A 25,500-nucleotide genomic window follows, 5' to 3' on the forward strand; every position below is an offset into this window, starting at 1 on the left:
TGAAAGGCAAAAAACGAATTGCATTTACGTGATATTGCTTGAAAAGTTGTAACTTTGCGAGCACTTTGTAAAGTTGAAGAGTATTTTTATGATTTCGATAGAAAGACTGAAAGTTGAATTTGGGGCAACACCTTTGTTTGAAGACGTTTCTTTCGTGATAAACAAGAAAGACCGCATAGCATTGGTGGGAAAGAACGGAGCGGGAAAATCGACTATGCTGAAGATTCTTGCCGGTCTTCAGAATCCTACTGACGGAACCGTTGCAGTACAGCGTGGCGTAACGGTAGGATACTTGCCTCAGGTGATGGTGTTGAGCGATACGCATACGGTGATGGAAGAGGCAGAAACGGCTTTCAGTCATATTTTTGAGATGCAGCAGAGTCTGGATCGGATGAACAGGGAACTGGCGGAGCGTACGGATTATGATTCGGAAAGCTACCATCAGCTGATTGATCGTTTCACGCACGAAAACGAGCGCTTTCTTATGCTGGGCGGAACGAACTACAAGGGAAGCATTGAACGTACATTGATGGGGCTTGGTTTCGTGCGCAGTGATTTCGACCGTCCCACTTCGGAGTTTAGCGGCGGCTGGCGCATGCGTATCGAACTTGCAAAGATTCTGTTGAGGCGTCCCGATGTGCTGTTGCTTGACGAGCCGACCAACCATCTGGATATCGAAAGCATCCAGTGGTTGGAGAACTTTCTGAAAACGAGTACGGGAGCTGTCGTGCTTGTCAGCCATGACCGGGCATTTATCAATAATGTGACTAACCGCACCATTGAGATCTCATGCGGGCGCATTTATGATTACAAGGTTCCTTATGACGAGTATGTTGTATTGCGCAAGGAGCGTCGCGAACAACAGTTGCGCGCCTACGAAAACCAGCAGAAAGAAATAAAGGAAACCGAAGATTTTATCGAGCGTTTCCGTTACAAGGCTACCAAAGCCGTGCAGGTGCAGAGCCGTATCAAGCAGTTGGAAAAGATCGTGCCTGTAGAAATAGACGAGGAGGACAATTCGGCTTTGCATCTGAAGTTTCCGCCCGCTGTCCGGTCTGGCGACTATCCCGTGATCTGTGAGGATGTAAAGAAAGCGTATGGAAATCACGTTGTTTTTCATGACGTGAATCTTACAATTCACAGGGGTGACAAGGTTGCGTTTGTCGGCAAGAACGGAGAAGGTAAGTCTACTTTGGTCAAGTGTATCATGGGAGAGATTCCTTACGAAGGAAACCTGAAGATCGGATATAATGTGCAGATCGGCTATTTTGCACAAAACCAGGCACAGTTGCTTGACGAGAATCTGACGGTATTCGATACGATAGACCGTGTGGCGAAAGGCGATGTCCGTTTGAAGATCCGTGATATACTGGGTGCCTTTATGTTTGGCGGTGAAGCCTCGGACAAGAAGGTGAAAGTGCTTTCCGGTGGAGAGCGGAGCCGCCTGGCCATGATTCGTCTGCTGCTGGAGCCTGTCAATCTGTTGATTCTCGACGAGCCTACCAACCATTTGGATATGCGGTCAAAAGACGTTCTGAAAGAAGCGATCAAGGAGTTTGACGGAACGGTAATTGTTGTTTCTCACGACCGTGATTTCTTGGACGGTCTGGTTTCTAAAGTTTATGAGTTTGGCGGAGGTGAGGTTCGTGAACATCTGGGAGGCATCTATGACTTCCTTCAGAAAAAGAAGATAGAAAACCTTGACGAGCTGCAGCTTTCCAAATCGCCTGCGGCTGTAGAGGAGAAAAAGGAAATTCTTCCAACCGAAAGCAAACTTTCGTATGAAGAGCGGAAAGAGCAGAACAAAAAGGTGCGCAAACTGGAGAAACTGGTTGCGGATTGTGAAAAACGTATTGAGAAGCTTGAAGCGCAGGTCGCAGAACTGGAAACGAGAATGTCTACTCCCGAAGGGGCTTCTGATGTAAAGCTTTATGAAGAGCATCAACGGATCAAAAAGCAGATAGCTGAGGCTGAAGAAGAATGGGAGAACGCTTCGCTGGAACTGGAGGGTATGGAAAGGAATTGATTATTTAAAATAAACAGATTATGAACAAGAAAAATTATTTGACCGTGGCTGCAATGACTTTGGCTGTATTGTCAAGTTGCGGCGGACAAAAAGAAGTAAAAAATACTTCGGGCATTGACTTGGCAAATATGGACACTACAGTGTCGGCAGGTCAGGACTTTTTCCGCTATGCATGTGGCGGATGGAACGAAGCGCATCCGCTGACTGCCGAATATTCCCGTTACGGCACATTTGACCAGCTGGCAGAAAACAACCAGAAGCAGTTGCGAGAACTGATCGAAGGATTGGCTGCACAGCAGAATGAGCAGGGTACAACAGCACAGAAAGTCGGCGATCTCTACAATATGGCGATGGACAGTGTCGCTTTGAATGAGCAGGGATACACGCCAATCAAGCCGATGCTTGATAAGATTGCTGCCCTGACCGACAAAAAGCAGATTATTCCGATGGCTGTCGAGATGCGCCGCAACCAAGGTATAGGTACGTATTTCAGTTTCTATGTATATGCAGACCCGAAGAACAGTGCGCTGAATATATTCCAGATGGGACAAGGTGGCATCAACTTGGGCGAAAAAGAATATTATCTGGATACAGACAGCATCACTGAAAACATCCGTAATGAATATAAGAAATACATCGGCAAACTGTTTACGCTGGCCGGTTTCTCTGAGGCAGAAGCGCAGCAGAAGGTGGCTGATGTAATGGAAATAGAAACAAGCATCGCAAAGAAGTCCCGCAGTGCAACCGAATTGAGGGATCCGGAAGCTAACTACCACAAGATGTCTTATGCTGATCTGAAGAAGCAGATTCCTGGCATTGACTGGAACGCTTTCATGATCGGACTGGGTATTCAGCCTCCGACAGAATTGAATGTGGAGCAGGTGGAACCGATTCAGGAAGTTGCGCGTTTGATAAACGCTTTGCCGGTATCAAAGCATGTTTCTTATCTGGAATATAATCTGCTTGATGCAGCGGCTTCTTGCTTGAGCGATGATTTCGTGGCTGCCCGCTTTGATTTCTACGGAAAAGTGCTGTCGGGCCGTCAGGTGAACCAGCCTCGCTGGAAACGTGCGGTAAATTCAGTAAACGGCATGTTGGGCGAGCTGGTTGGACAAATGTACGTAGAGAAATATTTCCCGGCAGCTGCAAAGGAGCGTATGGTGAAGCTTGTCAATAACTTGCAGGTAGCTTTGGGCGAACGTATCGATGCGCAGGAGTGGATGAGTGACAGTACGAAAGTCAAGGCACATGAAAAACTGGCTGCTTTCCATGTAAAGGTGGGCTATCCGGACAAGTGGAAGGACTATTCAAAGCTGGAAGTCAAGAAAGATTCTTATTGGGCGAATGTTTGCCGTGCTTCTGAATGGGGATTCAATGATATGATCAGCCGTTTGGGCAAGCCGGTGGACAGAGAAGAGTGGCTGATGACCCCGCAGACTGTAAATGCTTATTACAATCCGTCTACAAACGAAATCTGTTTCCCCGCAGCTATTCTTCAGCCTCCTTTCTTCAATATGGATGCTGACGATGCAGCCAACTACGGTGCCATCGGTGTGGTTATCGGCCATGAAATGACTCACGGATTCGATGATCAGGGCCGCCAGTTCGATAAGGACGGAAATTTGAAAGACTGGTGGGCCGAAGGTGACGCGGAACGTTTCAAGGAACGTGCCCAGGTTATGGTTGATTTCTTTAACAACATCGAAGTGCTTCCGGGACTGCATGGCAATGGCCAGCTGACATTGGGTGAGAACCTTGCAGATCATGGAGGTCTGAATGTGGCTTATCTGGCATTCCAGAATGCAACGAAGGATGCTCCTTTGGAAGTGAAGGAAGGATTCACTCCGCAGCAGCGTTTCTTTATCGCTTACGCCACTTTGTGGGCCGGGAACATCCGTGACGAGCAGATCCGCGTGTATACCAAGTCTGATCCTCACTCTTTGGGCAAATGGCGCGTGAACGGTGCGCTTCCTCACATCCAGGCATGGTATGATGCGTTCGGCATTACTGCAGACGATTCTTTGTATGTTGCTCCGGAAAAGCGCGTGAACATCTGGTAATGCAGAAAATTTCAATATCCCCAACAGGTATCCCGGTGCCGGCAGATGGCATCGGGATATTTTTTTAATGGATGTCCGTGTCCGTTTCAACGGCAAAGGCCGTGTCTTACTTCTGGTATAACTGAAGGAGCGGGCGTGTTTTTGTGCGAGTCATAGGGAATGTCCGGCTTTTTATGTCCGGCTTTTTTATGTCTGGCTTTTCGTATATTGTGAAAGAAAAGTTTGTCATGTTGCTTTTAATTGGTTACATTTGTCAGCAAATTGAAATGATTTAATATTATGAATTGGCTACAAGATTTATTGACAAACCCCAATTCCATCGCCCATATAGTGGCGCTTTATGCATTTGTCATCACTTTAGGGGTGTTGTTGGGAAAAATTAAGTTCTTCGGCATATCGCTTGGAGTAACTTTTGTTTTGTTTGCTGGAATCCTGGCCGGACACTTTGGCTTTACCGGTAATCCGGCCATTCTTTCATTCCTGCAAGATTTTGGACTTATTCTGTTTGTCTACTGTATCGGTCTTCAGGTAGGTCCGTCTTTTTTCTCATCATTCAAGAAAGGAGGTATAACGCTGAACCTTCTGGCTGTCGGTGTGGTGGCGCTGAATATTGCCGTAGCTTTAGTCTGCTATTATGCATTGCAGGGCCGCATTGAGATTCCGATGCTGGTGGGTATCCTTTGCGGTGCGGTGACCAATACTCCGGGACTTGGTGCTGCGAACGAAGCGTTGCAGCAGCTGCATTACAACGGTCCGGAAATCGCTATGGGATATGCATGTGCCTATCCGTTGGGCGTAATGGGCATTATTCTCTCTACGATTGTTATCCGTTACCTTTGCCGGGTGGATTTGGCTGAGGAAATGAAAGAGATACAGCAGCAGGAAGAAGCAAACCCGCATCTGAAACCGTTCTCTCTTTCTCTGGAAGTCCATAACGAGGCTTTGAACGGGAAAACCTTGTCGCAGGTGCAGAACTTCCTTGCGCGTGACTTCGTTTGTTCGCGCATTATCCAGAATGAACATATGCATACGCCTAGTTCTAAGACGGAACTTCATTTGGGCGACCGGATGTATATTATCTGTGCGGAAGATGATGCTGAAGCGATTGTGGCCTTCATTGGTCCGAGAGTGGAGCAGGAGTGGGGAATCACCGACCAGCACGACAAGACAATGGTGTCGCGTCGTATCCTGGTTACTCAGCCCAGCATTAACGGAAAGACGTTAGGTGAGATTCATTTCAGCAGTATGTACGGTGTAAATGTGACGCGAGTGAACCGTTCGGGTATGGATTTGTTCGCTTCGCGCCAACTGCGCTTGCAGGTCGGTGACCGTGTGATGGTTGTCGGTCCGCGGGACGCTATCGAACGCGTAGCCAATCTGCTGGGTAATCAGTTGAAGCGTCTTGACCATCCGAACATCGTGACTATCTTCGCAGGTATTCTCTGCGGTATCATATTCGGCAGTCTGCCTATTGCCATTCCGGGTATGCCTACTCCGGTGAAGTTGGGTCTTGCCGGTGGTCCGCTTATCATTTCTATCCTGATAGGACGTTTCGGCTATAAAGTGAAGCTGGTCACTTATACTACCATGAGTGCAAATCTGATGCTTCGTGAGGTCGGCCTGGTTCTCTTTCTTGCAAGTGTCGGAATCAAGGCGGGAGAGAATTTTGTGCAGACAGTCATTGAGGGCGACGGGCTGCTTTATGTGGGGGTCGGATTCCTGATAACCTTCCTGCCTCTGATTATCATTGGTGCGGTGGCACGTTGGCATCATAAGGTCAATTATTTTACGCTGATGGGACTTATTGCCGGAAGCAACACAGACCCCCCTGCATTGGCTTATGCCAACCAGACCTCTGGAAATGACGCTCCGGCGGTAGGTTATTCAACGGTTTATCCATTGGCTATGTTTTTGCGTATTTTGACAGCTCAGTTACTGATATTGCTTTTGGCTGTTTAGAAAAGGAAAGGTGGAGTTATGAAAATGCTTGATTTGGTAAAGTCCAGACATTCGGTGCGAAAATATCTGCCTAATCCGGTAGAGCAGTCCAAACTTGATTACATCATGGAATGTGTCCGGATGGCTCCTTCGGCGGTCAATTTTCAGCCGTGGCGGTTTGCTGTCGTTACGGAGGGCACTGCATTGGAAGCTCTTAAAAGGGCTTACCCGCGGGACTGGATTGCTTCGGTTCCTTGCATTGTCGTTGCATGTGTCAATCACAACGAATCGTGGCATCGTCCGTCTGACGGGAAGGATCATGGCGACATTGATGTGGCCATTGCGGTAGAACATCTTTGCCTTGCAGCCACCGAAGTTGGTCTGGGAACCTGTTGGGTCTGCAATTTCGATGTCCGGTTATGCGCTGAGGCATTGAGCCTTCCGGCCGGAATTGAGCCTGCTGTTCTGATTCCGCTTGGCTATGCTGCCGATTCGGTTATTCCCGAAAAGAAGCGGAAACCGATGGAAGGCATACTTTTGAAATAGAATTGCTGTTGCCGGACTGAGTCGTATCCGACATAAATACAAAGGAAACGGGATTTCGTATGCTCGCAAATTCAGCGTATGAAATCCCGTTTCCTTTATGCCCTGTCTGTTGTTTCAGAGCCTGTTGCTTGAAAGGAACTTCTTTATGGCATCGGTGAAGTCCTTTCCGTAATGTGTTTTTTTGAATTCTCCGATTCCGCTTATTTCTCCGAACTCGTCGAGTGTGACAGGCTTTTGGATGCAGATTTGTTTTAGCGTCTTGTCTGACAGTACAATATAGGGCGGTATAGCTTGTTGGTCGGCAAGTTTTTTACGCAGTTGGCGGAGTTCTTCGAACAGCGCGTCATCTGTCGATGCCGGACGGTCGAAAAGAGTAGCGGCAGGTTTTGCGGATGCCGTATGTTTCTTCTTCTCTGCTGTTTTGGAAACTCTTTCTTCTCTTTTGATAACCACCAGCTGTGCCCGTTCGCGGCCGAACAGGACCTTGCGTCCCGCATCGGTTATTTTCAGGTGATTGTTTTCATTATATGCTACCTCATAGAAGCCCAGATTCAACATTTGCAGAAGAAAATCCTGCCAGTCGCGCGCCGGGACATCCCTTCCTGCGCCGAACGTTTTCAGGTTATGATACCCTTTTGCCGTGATTTCTTGAGTAGGCGAACCTTTCAGAATGTCTATCAGCGTGTGCATGCCTACTTTCTGGTCGGTTCTCATGATTGCGCTGAGAGCCTTCTGTACGATGACAGTGCCGTCAAACCGTTCCGGCGGGTTTTTGCAGACGTCACAGTTTCCGCAGTCATGGTCCATGTTTTCTCCGAAATAGTTCAGCAGAATCCGTCGGCGGCAGATGTCCGTTTCAGCGTATTGCCTCATGCGTTCCAGCTTTTCCCTGTTTATTTCCTGTTGTCCGCTGTCTTCTGCAAATTTAGACAGCATGACGATGTCGCCGAACGAATAGAACAGCAAGGTTTCGCTCGGGAGCCCGTCGCGCCCTGCCCGTCCGATTTCCTGATAGAAGCTTTCGATGCTTTTGGGCAGGTTGTAGTGGATAATCCAGCGCACGTTTGATTTGTCGATTCCCATACCGAAAGCCACGGTGGCGCATACGATTTGCACACGGTCGTTGATGAAGTCGTCTTGTGCTGCTTCGCGTTGGGCGTTGCTCAGTCCGGCATGATAGACAGCGACGCTGAAACCTTCTTTCCTCAGCAGTTCGGCAACCTTCTCCGTTCCGTTCCTGCTCATGCAGTAGATGATTCCGCTGTCGTTCTTGTGCCGCAGGATGAAGTTTGTGATGGTGCGTATCTTTTCTTTCTGCTGGTATCCGCGTTTGACTTCCAGGCTGAGGTTGGGGCGGTCGAATGACGAAATGAAGATTTTCGGGGCGTGCATGTCGAGTTGCCGCACGATGTCTTCGCGTGTAATCTTGTCGGCGGTTGCTGTCAGCGCCACGACCGGAACATTCGGGAAGCTCTCCCGCAGGAGTTTCAGCTGCGTATATTCCGGACGGAAGTCATGGCCCCATTGCGAGATGCAGTGCGCTTCGTCAATGGCAAAAAGAGATATTTTGATGTCGCGCAGGAGAAAGTTGATTTCTGACAGGATGCGTTCGGGCGATATGTAGAGCAGCTTCACTTTCCCTTGCAGGCACTTTTGTTTCAGGCGCGCATTGGTCGTTTCGTCGTTCATGCTGTTCAGCGCGTAGGCCGGAATGCCGTTTGCCTGAAGAGCCTCCACCTGATCTTTCATGAGTGAGATAAGCGGGGAGATGACGATGGCTGTTCCGTCCATCATGAGAGCCGGGAGCTGGAAGCAGATGGATTTTCCTCCTCCGGTAGGCATAAGGACAAGCGTGTCTTTTTTCTGCATGATGTTTGTTATGATATCTTCCTGCAATGGCCGGAACTGTGTGTAGCCGAAATAGGCTTTCAGGGTATTTAGCATCAATTCTTTTGTCATCTTGTTCGTGATTTGCTGCAAAGGTAATGATTCTTTTATAAAGAGAAGCAACGCTTGGTTCCACTTGTTGTGCAAATGCTGTGCGTTCGATAGATGCGGGAAAAGAGCATTTTGCATTGGAGTAATCTGTATCTTCAGGTTAGAGATATAAATCTCCAGGCTGAAGACGCATATCTCCAGGCTGGAGATACATGTCTTTAGCCTGAAGACAAACTTTCCGGCGAGAGGCTTCGGACTTGCTTATTCTTTCTCCAACTTTTGTCGCGGGCAATGGCGGCCCTTTCTTCGGGCAGAAATAAATAGGTCAAAACTTGCAGAATAAAAAAACTTCTGCCATTTTTGTAATTCTATTTTTTACGAATGGTTTTTAATAAGGCAGATGAAATGGTGGAGCAGGAAAAGCTTAATGCGGATGATGGAGGCGGAACCGGGAAGCGGTTGCCTTATAATTTGAGAGAGCAGAAGGATAAAAAGCCGTCTTATCGGACTGTGATGCGCGTCAGGCTGGCTGACGAGCTGTATAGAAAAATTGTTGATATAGTGGAAGGCCAGAAAAAATATCGGGACCCGTATTACACAGCCAAGGATTTAGCCAGAGATCTGCATACAAATTCACGTTATCTGTCGGCTGTCATCAATTCTCGTTTCGGCAAGAATTATTCCTGCCTGCTGAATGACTATCGGATTAAGGAAGCCCTCCGTCTGCTTCAGGACAGGAGGTATGCGGAAAGGAGCATCGAGGAAATCGGAGCGATGGCAGGTTTTACAAACCGTCAGTCATTTTATGCTGCTTTTTACAGAAATCTGGGTGAAACGCCCAATAATTACAGGAAAAGAAATGAAGGAAAAGGATAATGGTTTTGTTTATACGGTAGAGCAGTTCGCTGATTTGCAGCTGCTTCGGTATCGTGTGCCCGGATTCGACGAATTGTCGCTCAGGCAAAAGACATTGGTTTATTATTTGTCGCAGGCTGCGCTTGAAGGAAGAGATATTCTGTTTGACCAGAACGGGAAATATAATCTGCAGATCCGCCGCCTGCTGGAGGCGGTCTATACGGATTATGAGGGAGAGCGGACGACAGATGAGTTCCGTGCCTTTGAAGTTTATCTTAAACGGGTGTGGTTTTCAAACGGAATATATCACCATTATGCTTGTGATAAATTTGTTCCGGACTTTTCTGAAGGCTATTTCAGACAACTGGTTGATTCGCTGGATGAATCGCGGCTGCCTTTAGAGGAAGGAGAAACCAAAGAAGCCATGTGCGGAAAACTGTTTCCGGTTATGTTCGATCCTTCCGTAATGTCTAAGCGGGTTAATCAGGCAGACGGAGAAGATCTGGTACAGACTTCTGCCGCCAACTATTATGAAGGGGTTACCCAGCAGGAGGCGGAAGCGTTTTATGCGGCGCAGAAAGAACCGGGAAACGATAAGCCCGTGATGTTCGGAATGAACAGCCGGCTTGTCAAAGAGAACGGGCGGCTGAAAGAAGAGGTTTGGAAGGCGGGCGGAATGTACGGTTCTGCCATCGAAAAGATAACAGGCTGGCTGGAGAAAGCGGAAACGGTTGCGGAGAATGATTCGCAGCGCAAGGTGATCCGCCTGCTGATTGAATTCTATCAGACCGGCGACCTGCATACTTTTGACGAATATTCGATCGAATGGCTGAAGGATACGGAGTCGCATGTAGACTTTGTGAACGGTTTTATTGAGAGTTACGGGGATCCTTTGGGCATGAAAGCCAGTTGGGAGTCGATCGTGAATTTCAAGGATCTGGAAGCTACCCGCCGTACGGAAACAATCAGCAGCAATGCCCAGTGGTTTGAAGACCATTCGCCGGCAGACGTGCGTTTTAGAAAAGAAAAGGTTGCCGGAGTATCTGCCAAGGTCATTACAGCGGCCATCTTGGGCGGAGATCTGTATCCGAGCACAGCGATCGGAATCAATCTGCCGAATTCCAATTGGATCCGCAGCGTTCATGGTTCGAAGTCTGTAACTATCGGCAACTTGATTGACGCTTACAACAAGGCGGCCCGAGGCAACGGTTTCCGTGAAGAATTTGTATATGGCGAGGATGAGAAGGCACTTCTTGACAAATATGCCGATCTGACCGACAACCTTCATACCGATCTGCATGAATGTCTGGGGCATGGTTCGGGCAAGCTTCTTCCAGGTGTCGATCCGGATGCCCTGAAAGCTTATGGCTCTACTGTTGAAGAAGCCCGTGCCGATCTGTTCGGGTTGTATTTCTTGCCTGATGCCAAGCTGGTGGAGTTGAAGCTCACGCCGGACACGGAAGCATATAAGGCTGAATACTATTCGTATATGATGAATGGACTGATGACCCAGCTGGTGCGGATAGAGCCTGGATGCAATGTGGAAGAAGCGCATATGCGCAACCGGCAGTTGATAGCCCGGTGGGCGCTGGAGCATGGAGCTTCCGCCCGTGTAGTGGAGCTGGTGAAGCGGGACGGAAAGACGTATGTGAAGATAAATGACTATCCGGCTCTCAGGGATTTGTTTGGACGGCTGCTTGCTGAAATACAGCGAATCAAGAGTGAGGGAGATTTTGAGGCGGCCCGAGTGCTTGTTGAAAAATATGGAGTCAGAGTCGACAAGGAGCTTCATGAAGAAGTGCTCGCACGCTACAGGAGATTGCACCTGGCACCATACAAAGGCTTTGTCAACCCTGTATACAGGGCGACGACAGACAGTGAGAATAAGATAGTGGATGTGTCCGTAGACTATACGGAAGGATATGCCGAACAGATGCTTCGTTACAGCAGGGAATACAGCAATCTGTGATTGCTTTTGCTTGCTGTTGCCGGAGTGCCGTTGGTTTAACTCTATGATGATATGAATGATATACATGAAACGATAAAAGATATAAAGTCGAAGTTCCGTCTGTTCATGAACGGTACGGTTTCGCAGAGCTTGCGCGACAAGGGAATGAAGTACAAGGTGATATTCGGCATTGAATATCCCCGGCTGAAAGAAATCGCTTCCGCTTATAAGCCGGACCATGCACTTGCCCAGGCTTTGTGGAAGGAAGATATACGCGAGTGCAAGATCATGGCAGGCATGTTGCAGCCGGCCGAAACTTTTTATCCGGAGATTACTGAAATGTGGATGGATGACATGTCCTGTCCGGAACTGGCTGAATATACTGTGATGACGCTGTTCCAGCGTCTGCCTTATGCTTCGGAAGTCGTGTTCAGGTGGATTGCGGACGACCGTGAGTATTTCCGTTTGTGCGGCTTCCTGCTGATGACCCGCCTGCTGGCTAACGACCTCAAGCTTGACGAACGTGCCGAGGCGGAGTTTACCGACCAGGCTTTCGCAGCCGTTGAGGGGGATTCTGCATGGATCAAAAGAGCCGCTTCTGCTTCGCTGTGCAAGCTGGCTCTGCAAAGCCGTATGCAGGCAAAGAAAATGATGAAGCTGTTGGGACCCCTTCAGAAATCGGAGAAGCCGGAAGTGGCTGCTGCTGCCCGGGAAATAAAAAATGAGATAGAATATAGTCTATAATCTTTCTATATTACGCAAAAAAGGTTAACTTTGAACGCTGAACAGTTGAATGATGGAAGAGGATATAAAAGATAAGGTAAAGCAGATACTGACTGATTATTTGCAGAAGAACGGACATCGCAAGACTCCTGAACGTTATGCGATACTTGATACGATTTATTCGATCAAAGGGCATTTCGATATAGACAGTCTGTATATTTACATGGCTGATAAGGAAAAATTCCGTGTCAGCCGTGCAACGCTCTACAACACGATCATTCTGCTGATTGATGCTGGACTGGTGATAAAGCACCAGTTTGGAAACACTTCCCAATACGAACGTTCGTATAACAATGAAACCCATCATCATATGATTTGCACTTGCTGTGGAAAAGTGTCGGAATTTGAAGATGAGAATCTGAAGCAGGCCATAGCTGAAACGAAGCTGAAAGGATTTCATGCGTCGCATTATTCGCTGTATATCTATGGACTCTGCAGCAAGTGCATGGGAATGAAGCGCAAGAAAAATAATATAACGAAAAATACATAAAACAGAGAATCATGAAAGTAGATGTTTTGTTAGGTTTGCAGTGGGGAGATGAAGGTAAGGGTAAGGTCGTTGACGTGCTGACCCCCCGCTATGACGTGGTTGCCCGTTTCCAGGGCGGACCGAATGCAGGTCATACGCTCGAGTTTGAAGGGCAGAAGTATGTGCTCCGTTCCATTCCTTCGGGAATCTTTCAAGGCGATAAGATAAATATCATCGGGAATGGCGTTGTACTTGATCCGGCTTTGTTTAAAGCTGAGGCTGAAGCGCTTGAGGCAAGCGGACATCCGTTGAAGGAACGTCTGCACATATCAAAGAAGGCGCATCTGATTTTGCCTACGCACCGCATCCTGGATGCTGCTTATGAAGCGGCTAAAGGTGACGCAAAAGTCGGAACGACGGGCAAGGGTATCGGACCGACATATACGGACAAGGTGAGCCGCAACGGGCTGCGTGTGGGAGATATTCTTCATAATTTTGCTGAAAAATATGCGGAAGCCAAGGCGCGTCATGAAAAGATTCTGAAGAGCCTGAACTATGAATATGACATTACGGAACTTGAAAAGCAATGGATGGAAGGCATTGACTATTTGCGCGGATTCCATCTGGTTGACAGTGAACATGAAGTGAACGGACTGTTGAAGGCTGGAAAGAGCATCCTTTGTGAAGGCGCTCAGGGTACAATGCTGGATGTTGACTTCGGTTCGTATCCGTTCGTTACTTCTTCGAATACAATTTGTGCCGGAGCCTGTACGGGACTGGGGCTCGGACCGAACAGAATCGGTGAGGTTTATGGTATCATGAAGGCTTATTGCACTCGTGTCGGATCCGGACCGTTTCCTACGGAGTTGTTTGACGAAACAGGAAAGACTATTCGTGACCTGGGACATGAATACGGTGCGGTAACCGGCCGTGAACGGCGTTGCGGATGGATTGACCTGGTGGCTTTGCGCTATGCGATAATGATTAACGGCGTGACCAAGCTGATTTTGATGAAGAGTGATGTTCTTGATGGCTTTGATACTGTCAAGGCATGTGTAGCCTATCGGGTAAACGGCGAGGAAATCGACTATTTCCCTTATGATATCAGCGAAGGAGTGGAGCCGGTTTATGCGGAATTCCCCGGTTGGAAGACGGATATGACAAAGATGACCAGTGAAGATGAGTTCCCCGAAGAATTCAATGCTTATATCACATTCCTTGAAGAACAGTTGGAAACTCCAATTAAAATAGTTTCTGTCGGACCGGACAGAGAGCAGACTATCGAACGTTATATAGACTGATGGTTTTCGAATCAGGAGTAAAAGGTGGCAGAATAGAACGCATCGCCTTTTGCTCCTGATTTGTAATGTGATAACTGGAAATAAACAGAGCGTTTATTCAATGGCAGGATTGCATGTCCGACATCTCGGGAGAGGATACTTGTTCCTTATATTTAATAGACTCATGGTGCTTTTGTGTAAGCGCTGGTATGTTTGTTATAAGTACTGTTGTGCTGAAAGAATAATCGTGTAAATTCATCTTTTTCTTTATTCTCTTTTTTTGAAATATAACTTGATAACCTTCGTATCGTTTATCCGTTACGCTGAAGTTGCCGGCTCGTTGGGGTTGCTTGTGCTGTCGGTGTCTTTTATCCAGATTGTGCGTGACGTTTTTTCTGTTGCTTCTGTAAGTATTTTTTGTTTCCTGAATGTTATGTAATATAATGCAGGAGAAAACACATGTCTATCTTGCATAACTAGTACAATAGGCTGAATGGGAAAATGGAAAATGAGTTTGAAGAAAAATACAGAACTTTATTCCGACGCTATTATGCCGGACTGTCATTCTATGCTGCGCGTCTTGTTGGGGAAGACGATGCGGAAGATATAGTACAGGACGTGTTTTTGGAAATATGGAAGCGTAAGGATACCGTTGAACTCGGCGGTCAGATTCAGTCTTTTCTTTACCGTTCTGTTTATACTCGTGCCATTAATGTGCTCAATCATAAGGCTGTCGTAGAGAATTATACGGCTGAAGAAGCTGAACTGATGAAAAAAAAGCTCGAATATTATCAGCCGGATCAGTCTGAAGTGATCAGGCGTATCGAAAATCGTGAGCTTCGTCAGGAAATTTTTCAGGCAATCAACGGTTTGCCTGAAAAATGCAGGGAGGTGTTCAAGTTGAGTTATCTTTATGATATGAAGAATAAGGATATTGCGGATACGCTGAGTATTTCCTTGCGCACGGTAGAAGCACATATGTATAAGGCACTTAAAATCTTGCGCGAACGCCTTTCGCATCTGCACGGATATTTACTTCTCCTCGTTTTCTTTTCGAATATTTTTAGCCGGTAAGATTTCGGTGTCTGTAAGGTTCTGATGTCTGTATTTTTAAACGATAGGGTCTAAGACAAATAAGGGAATTTCCCAAAAAAGTTCATCTCAGAAGTAAGTGTTTTTCCCGTCTTCTATGTTATAATAGTGTTATCCTAAACGGAATAACTCGTAAAAATAATAAATTAAACGTAATGTGTAACCTTAAAAAGTTCAGTATGAGAAGCAAAAACTCGTGCAATCGCTCGTTGATTCGAGCAATGGTGGTTGCGGCTATGCTCACTGTTCCGACGCAGTTCGTATCGGCACAACTGAATCTTGCTTTGTCGAACTCTACGGTGGGGACGATGATCAAGCAAATTCAATCTCAATCAAAGTATCGTTTTTTTTACGATGATGAAGTGGAGTCGGTTCCTGTTGAGGCTGTGAATGTGAAGGATGCGTCCATCAATGAAGTGCTGGAGAAAGCTCTGGCCGGAAAAGACATTTCATATCGTATAGATGAAAATGTCGTTTATTTGTCAAAGCGGGAAAGTGAATCTTCATCTGTCAAGCAAGAAGGGAAAAAGACCAAACAAGTATCAGGAAGGATTGTGGATGCTAATGGCGAGCCGCTGGTCGGTGTGTCGGTGCTGGAGAAAGGAACGACAAACGGAACTATCACCGATTTTGACGGAAACTATACGCTGACTGTTCCTGAGAACGCAACGCTTCAATTTTCCTACATTGGCTATAAATCAACTGAAATGCCCGTATCTGGCCAGGCTTCCATTAATCTGACAATGCGGGAGGATTCTGAGATTCTGGATGAAGTTGTCGTTACTGCATTAGGTATCAAACGTGCGGAGAAGGCGCTTTCTTATAATGTGCAGGAAGTGAAGTCGGACGCAATCACTACGAATAAGGATGTGAATTTTGTCAATGCCTTGAGCGGTAAGGTGGCTGGTGTAAATATCAACGCCTCATCTTCCGGCGTGGGCGGTATCTCAAAAGTTGTGATGCGTGGTACAAAATCAATCATGCAGTCGTCTAACGCACTGTATGTGATTGACGGTGTGCCGATGTTTACCGGACGTTCAAGCGAAGGAGGCGGAACGGAATTCGATTCAAAAGGTAGTTCTGAACCGATTGCGGACATCAATCCGGAAGATATCGAGTCAATGTCTGTGCTGACAGGTGCGGCGGCTGCGGCTCTTTATGGTTCGGATGCAGCCAACGGTGCCATTGTCATCACTACAAAGAAAGGTAAGGAAGGAAAACTGAGCATTACGGTAAGCAGCAATACTGAGTTCTCCACTCCGTTTGTGATGCCTGAATTTCAAAACAGATATGGAACGGGTACCGGAGGCGCGTATTCTATTTCCGGCGACCGCAGTTGGGGAGCTCGTCTGACAGCGGACAGTTATTACGGCTATGATCCGAAAAACGATTATTTTCAAACAGGTATAATCGGTACGGAAAGTGTTTCTCTATCTACCGGTACGGAAAAGAACCAGACATACGCTTCGGCTGCAGCTGTCAATTCAAAAGGTATCGTGCCCAACAATAAGTATAACCGCTATAACTTTACGGTGCGAAATACTACATCGTTCCTTAACGATAAGATGAAACTGGATATCGGCGCCAGCTATGTTTTGCAGAACGACCGGAACATGACAAATCAAGGTGTATACAATAACCCGATTGTGGGTGCTTATATTTTCCCGCGCGGAAACGACTGGGAAGATATCCGAATGTATGAGCGGTATGACCCCGCACGCAAAATTTACACGCAATATTGGCCGGTTGGCGACGCGGGAATGACAATGCAGAATCCGTATTGGATCAATTACCGCAACTTGCGCGAAAACAAGAAGGACCGTTATATGCTGAATGCCGGATTGAGCTATGAGATTCTGGACTGGCTGAGTGTTTCGGGGCGTGTGCGTCTGGATAACTCGACCAACGACTATACAGAGAAATTTTATGCTTCAACCAACGACCAGCTGACCGAGGGTTCCAGCAGAGGACTTTATAGCATCACACGGACGCAGGACAAACAGCTTTATGCCGACTTTCTGGTGAACATCAATAAAACGTTCGGAACAGACTGGTCACTTTCTGCAAATATAGGTGCTTCTATTTCTGATGTTCGTGAGGATGCAGTTCAGGTGCGCGGTCCTATTGCCGACGGTACCGACAAATTCTCCGGAGAGCCTGTCGGATTGACCAACTGGTTCAATATCCAGAACTTGAGCAGTACCAGCACGCGCTTGCAGACCGGTTACCGTGAACAGACACAGTCTATTTTTGCTTCTGCCGAAATCGGCTATAAGAGCACTTACTATCTGACATTGACCGGACGCAATGACTGGCCTTCACAGCTTGCCGGTCCGAAATCAACAAGCAAGTCGTTCTTCTATCCTTCAGTGGGAGCCTCTGTGCTTTTGTCTGAACTGATGCCGAATTTGAATAAGGACTATTTGTCTTATCTGAAAATCCGCGGTTCATGGGCATCGGTAGGTACTCCTTTCCAGCGTTATCTTGCCAACCCGCGTTACGAATGGAACGGCAACCAGTGGAGCATTACTACCCAATATCCGATGTACAATTTGAAACCGGAGCGTACCGAATCGTTTGAAGTTGGTTTGACCATGCGTTTCCTGAAGAATTTCGATCTGGATGTTACTTATTATAATGCAAAGACCAAGAACCAGACATTCAATCCGAGATTGTCTGTCAGCGGTTATTCTGCCATCTATATTCAGACCGGTGCTGTGCGCAACCAGGGTGTCGAACTGTCTTTGAACTACCAGAATACATGGAACAAGTTTACATGGGATACAGGCTTCACTTATTCAATGAACCGCAACAAGATCCTTACATTGGCAGACAATGCCGTCAACCCGGCTACCGGTGAAATATTCTCTGTAGACCAGCTGGATATGGGAGGATTGGGAGAAGCCCGTTTCCTGCTTCGTGAAGGAGGCACGATGGGCGACCTTTATTCGCAGATCGATTTGGCCCGTGACGATCAGGGAAGGATTTATGTTGACCAGAACGGCAATGTGGCGACACAGACTATCAGCGATCCTAAAAACTATATCAAACTGGGAAGCGTGCTGCCTAAAGGCAATCTTGCATGGAGAAACAATTTCAGTTGGAACAACTTCAACCTGGGATTCATGATTTCTGCCCGTTTGGGTGGTGTCGTATTCTCACGTACACAGGCTATTCTTGATTATTATGGCGTTTCGGAGGCTACTGCCGCCGCACGTGACTTGGGTTATGTCGGCATCAACGACGGAGGCCGGATAGCTCCTGAAAATTGGTATAATGTGGTGGCTGCAGGTACTGCTGTCCCGCAATACTATACTTATTCGGCTACCAATGTCCGCTTGCAGGAAGTTTCGTTCGGGTATACATTCCCTAGAAAGATGCTTCGTGATATTTGTGACATCCGCATCTCACTGGTTGGACGCAATCTTTGGATGATTTACAACAAAGCTCCGTTCGATCCGGAAGCTGTGGCTTCTACCGATAATTTCTATCAAGGTATCGACTATTTCATGATGCCTGCATTGCGCAACATAGGTGTAAATGTTAGTTTTAAATTTTAATAAGTAGATAGGTATGAAAAGATATATTTTTAATACATTGATGTGCGGTGCTTTGGCTTTGGGAAGTTTTTCTTGTACTGACAAATACATCGACATCAACTCCGATCCTTATCAGCCGGGTGACTTGAATCCGGATGACTATGCGCTTGGGTCCGCTATGAGTAATTTGGCCGGGACAGTGATATCGGATGATAATAATACGGCGCAGTTTACCGACTGTTTGCTGGGAGGTACTTGTGGCGGATATTTTGCTGACTCCGGAGCCTGGCCTTCATCAATTGGAAACTTCAATGCAACGAATGACTGGACTCGTGTGTTTTTGATAAGCGACCGGATTATCCCGCAATTGTATCCGAATCTCAACACCGTGAAACTCGTTTCCCAGACAACGGAGAATCCTGTTCCGTATGCGATAGCTATGGTGATCAAGGTCGCTGCAATGAGCCGTGTTACAGATGCGTATGGAGCGATTCCTTATTCTCAGATTGGAGAAGAAGGAAAGATTACAGTGCCTTATGATTCGCAGGAAAAGGTGTATGATACGTTTTTCAACGAATTGGACAGCGCAATCGTTACGCTGACCGAAAATAAGGATGCTGCTTTGGTTCCGAGTGCAGACTTTGTATATAGCGGAAACGTTCAGCAGTGGATTAAGTTTGCTAACTCGTTGAAGCTGCGTCTGGCGATGCGTATTTCTTATGCGAACCCGACCAAGGCCAAGGAAATGGCGGAAAGCGCAGTCAAACACGAATTTGGAGTGATTGAAGAGAACGAAGACAATGCTGCATGGCATTATTTTGGAACTATTACCAATTCTTTGTTTACTGTTATTAACTATAACGGTGATGAAAGCCGGCCTTCGGCAGATATCGTCTGCTATATGAACGGTTACAAGGATAACCGTCGTGCCAGCTATTTTAAGAATGAAGACGGTGCCTGGAACCAGAACACGTTTGTGGGGCTTCGCCGCAGCATAGACCGTGGTTCGTCTGCAAGCCAATATTTCTCAAAATATTCGGCAATAAACATCTCTGCCGGAGATCCGGTTCAGTGGATGAATGCAGCAGAAGTTGCTTTCCTTCGTGCAGAAGGTGTGGCGGTGTTCGGCTTTGATCTGGGTGGAACTGCACAGAGCTTCTACGAGCAGGGTGTACGTCTGTCATTTGAGCAGTGGGGAGCTACCGGTGCTGACGAATATTTGGCTGATGACACGAGCGTGCCTGAAACTTATACAGATCCAGCCGGAGCTAATTCATATTCCAGCACAATCAGCGACATCACAATCAAATGGGATGAAAGCGCTACCGTTGAAGAAAAGCAGGAACGCATCATTACGCAGAAGTGGATTGCCAACTGGATGCTGGGCAATGAGGCGTGGGCAGATTATCGCCGCACGGGATATCCTCATCTGATACCTGCTACAGCTACAGGAAACAAGAGTGGAGGCGTGGTTGACAGCAACCGCGGAGTGCGCCGGATGCCTTATCCTACAGAAGAAAACACCAATAATCAGGAAAACGTTCAATATGCACGTGACAATTACCTGAATGGTCCGGACAATATGGCTACTGATGTATGGTGGGCTTGCAAAAAGTAAACTTGAACCTTTAAAATTTGAAGATTATGAACAACTATAAAAAACTGATCAAAAGCTTTGCGCTGGCTGCGTTCGTTGTTCCGGTTGTATCGTCATGTTCAGACTGGACAGATGTGGAGAGCTTGGACTATAACTACACTCTTCCGTCGGAACAGGATCCGGAAGCTTATAACGCATACTTGAACTTGCTGAGGGAGTATAAGCAGAATCCCCACAAGATATTGATAGCGAAGTTTGACAATAGCGGGTATACTGTAGGAGGACAGGGCGACCGTATTTCTGCGCTTCCCGACAGCACGGACTTTGTTGTCTTGCAGGCGGCAGACAGCCTGAACCCGGTTACAGAGCAGGAAATGGCTGAAATACGCGAGCAGAAGGGCACCCGCACTTTGTATGCAATCAGCTATACTGATGTAGAAGCTGCTCTTCAGGCTATTCTGGACAGAGAAGAAGCTGAGAACGACGCTTCTCAAGAGGAGTCAGAAAGTCAGGCTGAAGAAGGAGGTGAGGCAGAACAGCCGGCAGAGCCGGAAGCCGACCGCTTTACGGAAGTGTGCAATCAGTATGTAGACAGCCTGTTGGCTTTGTATGACAAGTACGGATACGATGGCATTCAGGTAGTTTATTCAAATCCTGCATCACCGGTAGGTATGCCTGAAGCAGAGAAAGCACAGCTGCAGGCACGTCAGGCAACATTCTTTGGAAAAATCAAGACGTGGGCGGAAAGCCATCAGGATGCTGTATTCATATTTGAGGGATACACGTCCAATATAATGGACGCTTCCATTTTCAGTTATGCGGATTATATTGTTATCCCGATGCTTGACGCTGTTTCTTCGGATGATGTGATATGGAATGCCGAAATGCAGTTGACCGAAGGTGTGCCTGCCGACCGTATCGTTTTCGGAGTGACAATACCTGATCTTGCTGATGAAAAGGCAACGGACGGCTATTTCAACGGGACAAATGAGGATGGAACTAAGGTTTATGCAGTGATAGGTGCTGCTTATGCAGTGATATCTTCACAAGGTACTTTTGAAAAGGCCGGTCTTTGCGTAGACAATGTAAGGGATGATTACTTCCAGCGCGAATATACTTACGGGCATATTCGTCAGGCGTTGCAAATCATGAATTAGTCAAATTCTAACGGATAAAGAACTATGAAACTGAAAAAACTGAATATAATTGCTCTCGCTTTTGCATCAATTGCCGTTTGCGGATGTAAGACAAACGACGAATTGAATGAGCATCATTTCGACAACAAGCTCTTCGTGGATATGGAGAACCCTGTGAATGACTTTGTTTTCAAAGGGTCAGGAGCTCCGGAATCTGCTTCACAGGATTTGTATTTGGCTACAGCTCTTGAAGCGGGCACAACCATAAAAGGAACGTTTGCCGCATCTCCATCAAAGGTTGACGTGTACAACTCGCTTTATGGGGAAAAGGCTCTTGCCTTGCCAGAGGATAAGTGTGTGATTGAATCACCAGTGGCTACCATTGATATAGGTGCAACAAAATCAAATCCTGTAACTGTATCTTTTGTGAATTTGGAAACATTGAATCGGGATTCTACTTATGTAATGCCGGTAGAAGTGGTGGATGTAACAGGAGTAGATGTCTTGGATTCAAAGAAAGTTACCTATTTTGTCTTTAAGGGGGCTTCTTTGATTAATGTTGTGGCAGATATTTCACAGAACTATTTCCCGGTAAATTGGAAAAGTACTGATTTAATACGGAATTTGAAATCAGTAACAATCGAAGCATTGGTTCGAGTACGTGATTTTGGAACAGTGAATGGCCTGAAGGGTGAAGCCATGAGTACCATTTTTGGAATTGAGGGTTCTTTCTTGGTTCGTATCGGTGACAGTGGATTTCCTCAAAATCAGGTACAGCTGGTAAATCCGAATGGAAATTTCCCCGAAGGAAATTCAGCATTAGGGCTTCCGACAAATGAATGGGTACATATAGCTGTTGTTTGGGATGCAAATACGGGTGATCGTATTATCTATACAAATGGAGAAGAGGTTGCTCATGATACAAAAGCTAGCGGCAGTGTTAGTTTGTGGGGTGGAAACGGCTGTTATGTTGGTTATGCTTGGAATGATCAGCGCTGGCTGGAAGGTGAGATCTCTGAACTTCGTGTATGGAGCGTGCAGCGTACGCAGGAAGAAATCGCTTCTCATTTCTATGAAGTGGATCCTGCAAGTCCGGGATTGATTGCTTATTGGAAATTTAATGAAGGTGCAGGAAAAGTAGTTAAGGACAATACTGCAAATGGTAATGACATTACTGCCATGAAAGATATTACTTGGACTAAAGTTTCATTGCCTGAAAGCGGAAAATAATTGTTTAAACGGATAAAATCTGAATTATGAATATACTACATGTTTTCAAACAAAGTCTGAAGGCCTTGCCATTGGCTATGTTGACTTTAATGACGGTGACTTCGTGTGAAGAAGATGCTATCGTAAGATCAGATAGTACTTCACCGTATGCAGACGTGATACAGCTGAAAGGAAAGTTGATTGACGGAACTACTTTGAAAAATAATTCTGTGGTGGAAATGCGCGGTGATGAATATTCTACTGATATTACATTTAGTCTGTCAACGCTTCCAAAGAAAGGCGTAGATATTAAGGTTGCGGTAGATGAGGCTTATGCCCAAACTTATAATGCAGCACATGGAACTGACTTTGAACTGTTTCCGTCTGCAAATGTAAGTTTTGAGAATGACGGTGCTTATCTGATTGCGCCGGATGAACAAACATACCCGAATATTGGTGTAACGTTGAAAGCTTTCGATGGAATGGTAGAAGATAAAACTTATATTGTTCCGTTGACTGTTACAACAACGACTGAGGGGGTAACATTGACCGAAGATGCTCAGCACATGGTACTTCTGGTGAAGGATTATCGTAACATGCCTAATACCTTTAAGGGGGAGGGCGCTGTGACGAATGTTCTCTATTTTGAGGTGAACGACGTTAATCCGCTTAATGCGCTTGAGTTTGTGACGGAAAGCGGAAAGTACTTTTTTGATCATATTGTGCTGTTTGCAGCCAATATTAATTGGGATGCAGAAAAGAAGCGGGTTTATGTCTACAATAACCCGAATGTACAGTTCCTGTTAGACCATAATGAAGAATATCTGCAGCCGCTTCGTAAAGCCGGAATGAAAGTGATAATCAGTATTCTTGGCAATCACGACATCGCTGGAGTAGCTCAATTGTCGGATATGGGGGCTCGTGAATTTGCCCGTGAACTGGCTGCTTATTGTGACGCTTACAATTTGGACGGTGTGGCTTTTGATGATGAATATTCAAATTCTCCGGATTTATCTAATCCGTGGCTCGCAAAAAGGTCTGCTTATGCGGGTTCCCGTTTGATGTATGAGTGTAAAATGGCAATGCCTGACAAAATTGTGTCCTTGTATAATCTAGGGTCAATGTATTCAAGTTCTCTTGAAGTTATTGATGGCATTACTCCTGGAGAATATTGCGACTATGCAGTTGCTGATTATGGCGGATCTGCAAGTCCTGGTATTGGAATGACATTAAAGCAGTGCGGAGGTATGTCTATCGAACTGAATCTCGGACGGGGCGATAGCAGTGAATCAACGGCGCGCTGGAAGAAAGAAGAAGGATATGGATATTATATGTTCTTCGCATTGAACCCAAGTAAATACGGATCTCAGATATACCGTTGTCAAAATGTTTGTAAAGGCTTGTATGATGAAGAACTTCTTCATCCGGATTATAAATATGATAAAAACAGTACTGAGCGTAAGCCGTTATATTGATAAGTCTGATGTTTTATGATAAAGCAACAAAAAATGAAATCGCTTAAATATTATTTAATGATAATGTCGGCAACTCTAGGTTTCTGGAGTTGCTCCGATGATAATGATCCTGCCGTGGATAATGGAAGCAATGTCGCTATTTCATTGTCTTCTGATACCATTCAAGTGGCAAAAGAGGGAGGTTCTGTTGCCGTAACAGTAACGAGTGATGGAGATTGGAGGCTGGCAGGAACATGCGAATGGGCGCATCCTTCAGCTACGGAAGGAAAAAGTGGAGAAGAAGTGACTTTTACGGTGGATGAAAATACAACGGGAGAGAAGCTTAGTGCCACATTTAAGTTCTTTACCGGTTCAACTGTTGTTCCGTTGTTAATCGAATCTAGTCCGGACTATACACTTTCTCTGCTCAGTGAAGATTTAATAGAGATTGCTGAGGAAGGTGGAAAGGCTACTGTTAATGTGCAGACTAATATAGCTGATCTTTCTATTGTGAGCTCTGAGGGATGGGTTGTCTTAGCCAGACAGAACGACTTTAAAGGTGAAAGAATCATTCAGCTTACGGTGAATGAGAATGATACATATTTACCGCGTTCTTCTTCCGTTACGATATCAAGTCCGCTTACAGAGGAGGTGTTGAATATAACGATCAATCAATCTCCTACAGAGAAGTTTGAAGTTACTCAAGAGAATATGGAAAACAATACAATTGTTTATGATGATTATTCTGCCCGCAGTGTTGAGTTTAAAGTCTTGACAAACTTGGAGTTCACGGCAGAAGTGGCTGAGGGGAATGATTGGATTGAAGGTCCGCAAATATCAGAACCTGTGGTTGGTGATGATGGATTGTCTGCTTATACTGTCACGTATGATTTATCAGCTGCACAGCAATTGCGTGCAGGTACAATTAATTTTGTAGCCAATGAATTTGAATATGCTATTTCTATTGTGCAGAAAAGTTCTTCTGACAAACTGATTGATATTCCTGATGCTGCTTTGGCTTCTGCATTGGAAGATAATGGATGGATTGTTAAATTCGGTAATCAGTATAGTATACTTGAAGATGGCTTGAATGCTACGGCTCTTGAATATGATGATTATTATAATCGAATAACGGATTTGACGGGAATAGAAAACTTCCCTAATCTTGAAAAGGTTAGTATTAGTGTCAGCGGTTCTTTGAAAAAGATCGATATTTCCGGTTTGCATAAAGTTAAAGAATTAGGATTGCATTATGGTACGAATCTCAGCCTCTTTAATTTAGGAGATAATCCTATTACAACATTTAGTTTGTCAAGTGTCATAAGTTATGGATATACTTTTGCTGAATCTCTTACGTTTATTAGTGAGAAGATGGAAGAATTAGATTTGTATTTGTATTCTTCTCCATTCTTTTCATATACGAAAGTTATTGACGTTTCAGAATGTCCTTCGCTAAAAAAACTGAATGCTGTGGGTTGTAGTAATGCATTGGAAAAAATAATATTGAAACAAGGCCAAGAAATACCAGAATTGTTAAAAGATGACAGTGTAACCATCGAATACAAATAACCGTTTCTTTTCTCCATAGTATAATTTGAGTGGCTCTCTCCGTTGCGGGATTATCCGTTGG

17 protein-coding genes are annotated in these 25,500 nt (G+C 45.8%); 16 read left to right on the top strand and 1 reads right to left on the bottom strand.

From position 1 onward, the window contains the following. Positions 1-88 precede the first annotated feature (88 nt). The 4 genes from NW212_RS08790 (at position 89) to NW212_RS08805 (ending at position 6,570) form a co-directional block, all read left to right on the top strand. A complete protein-coding gene (locus NW212_RS08790; RefSeq protein ID WP_258338279.1) occupies positions 89-2,026 on the top strand; it encodes an ABC-F family ATP-binding cassette domain-containing protein in 1,938 nt (645 codons plus the stop codon). Positions 2,027-2,046: 20 nt separating this feature from the next. Then, positions 2,047-4,086 (top strand): M13 family metallopeptidase, encoded by a 2,040-nt coding sequence (locus NW212_RS08795; protein ID WP_258338280.1) that lies wholly within the window; start codon positions 2,047-2,049, stop codon positions 4,084-4,086. Between the two features lie 279 nt (positions 4,087-4,365). Next, positions 4,366-6,045 (top strand): putative transporter, encoded by a 1,680-nt coding sequence (locus NW212_RS08800; RefSeq protein ID WP_258338281.1) that lies wholly within the window; start codon positions 4,366-4,368, stop codon positions 6,043-6,045. Between the two features lie 18 nt (positions 6,046-6,063). Beyond that, positions 6,064-6,570: a nitroreductase family protein gene (locus NW212_RS08805; protein ID WP_258338282.1), complete on the top strand. Its 507-nt coding sequence runs from the start codon at positions 6,064-6,066 to the stop codon at positions 6,568-6,570. Positions 6,571-6,684: 114 nt separating this feature from the next. Here the strand turns inward: NW212_RS08805 and recQ are convergent, their stop codons facing one another. Beyond that, positions 6,685-8,514, bottom strand: a complete 1,830-nt coding sequence (gene recQ / locus NW212_RS08810) for a DNA helicase RecQ (protein WP_258338300.1) — start codon at positions 8,512-8,514, stop codon at positions 6,685-6,687. A gap of 399 nt (positions 8,515-8,913) precedes the next feature. Between recQ and NW212_RS08815 the strand changes: the two genes are divergently transcribed. The 12 genes from NW212_RS08815 to NW212_RS08870 all read left to right on the top strand — a co-directional run bounded on the left by NW212_RS08815 (position 8,914) and on the right by NW212_RS08870 (position 25,439). Then, the gene (locus NW212_RS08815; protein ID WP_258338301.1) at positions 8,914-9,384 is read left to right on the top strand and encodes an AraC family transcriptional regulator; all 471 of its coding nucleotides are present in this window, start codon (positions 8,914-8,916) and stop codon (positions 9,382-9,384) included. Further along, positions 9,368-11,332 (top strand): dipeptidyl peptidase 3, encoded by a 1,965-nt coding sequence (locus NW212_RS08820; RefSeq protein ID WP_258338283.1) that lies wholly within the window; start codon positions 9,368-9,370, stop codon positions 11,330-11,332. The genes NW212_RS08815 and NW212_RS08820 overlap by 17 nt, the downstream gene beginning before the upstream one ends. 51 nt (positions 11,333-11,383) lie before the next feature. Next, positions 11,384-12,055 carry a DNA alkylation repair protein gene (locus NW212_RS08825; protein ID WP_258338284.1) on the top strand — a complete coding sequence of 224 codons (672 nt, stop codon included), beginning with the start codon at positions 11,384-11,386 and terminating at the stop codon, positions 12,053-12,055. A gap of 52 nt (positions 12,056-12,107) precedes the next feature. Then, positions 12,108-12,584 (top strand): Fur family transcriptional regulator, encoded by a 477-nt coding sequence (locus tag NW212_RS08830; RefSeq protein WP_258338302.1) that lies wholly within the window; start codon positions 12,108-12,110, stop codon positions 12,582-12,584. Positions 12,585-12,595: 11 nt separating this feature from the next. Then, positions 12,596-13,864 carry an adenylosuccinate synthase gene (locus NW212_RS08835; protein ID WP_258338285.1) on the top strand — a complete coding sequence of 423 codons (1,269 nt, stop codon included), beginning with the start codon at positions 12,596-12,598 and terminating at the stop codon, positions 13,862-13,864. Positions 13,865-14,344: 480 nt separating this feature from the next. Continuing rightward, positions 14,345-14,917, top strand: coding sequence for an RNA polymerase sigma-70 factor (locus NW212_RS08840; protein WP_204462931.1), 573 nt, complete (start codon positions 14,345-14,347; stop codon positions 14,915-14,917). Positions 14,918-15,114: 197 nt separating this feature from the next. Continuing rightward, positions 15,115-18,495, top strand: a complete 3,381-nt coding sequence (locus NW212_RS08845) for a TonB-dependent receptor (protein ID WP_258338286.1) — start codon at positions 15,115-15,117, stop codon at positions 18,493-18,495. A gap of 13 nt (positions 18,496-18,508) precedes the next feature. Next, on the top strand, positions 18,509-20,092 hold the full coding sequence (locus NW212_RS08850; RefSeq protein WP_204462928.1) for a RagB/SusD family nutrient uptake outer membrane protein: 1,584 nt from the start codon (positions 18,509-18,511) through the stop codon (positions 20,090-20,092). A 26-nt stretch (positions 20,093-20,118) separates the two neighbouring features. Further along, positions 20,119-21,228 (top strand): glycoside hydrolase family 18, encoded by a 1,110-nt coding sequence (locus NW212_RS08855; protein ID WP_258338287.1) that lies wholly within the window; start codon positions 20,119-20,121, stop codon positions 21,226-21,228. A gap of 24 nt (positions 21,229-21,252) precedes the next feature. Then, positions 21,253-22,437 carry a DUF1735 and LamG domain-containing protein gene (locus NW212_RS08860; RefSeq protein WP_258338288.1) on the top strand — a complete coding sequence of 395 codons (1,185 nt, stop codon included), beginning with the start codon at positions 21,253-21,255 and terminating at the stop codon, positions 22,435-22,437. Positions 22,438-22,463: 26 nt separating this feature from the next. Next, positions 22,464-23,891, top strand: coding sequence for a BT_3987 domain-containing protein (locus tag NW212_RS08865; RefSeq protein ID WP_258338289.1), 1,428 nt, complete (start codon positions 22,464-22,466; stop codon positions 23,889-23,891). Positions 23,892-23,924: 33 nt separating this feature from the next. Further along, positions 23,925-25,439 carry a BACON domain-containing protein gene (locus NW212_RS08870; protein ID WP_258338290.1) on the top strand — a complete coding sequence of 505 codons (1,515 nt, stop codon included), beginning with the start codon at positions 23,925-23,927 and terminating at the stop codon, positions 25,437-25,439. Positions 25,440-25,500 lie beyond the last annotated feature (61 nt).

This window comes from Bacteroides sp. ET225, assembly GCF_024733745.1.
Taxonomy (GTDB): domain Bacteria; phylum Bacteroidota; class Bacteroidia; order Bacteroidales; family Bacteroidaceae; genus Phocaeicola; species Phocaeicola excrementipullorum.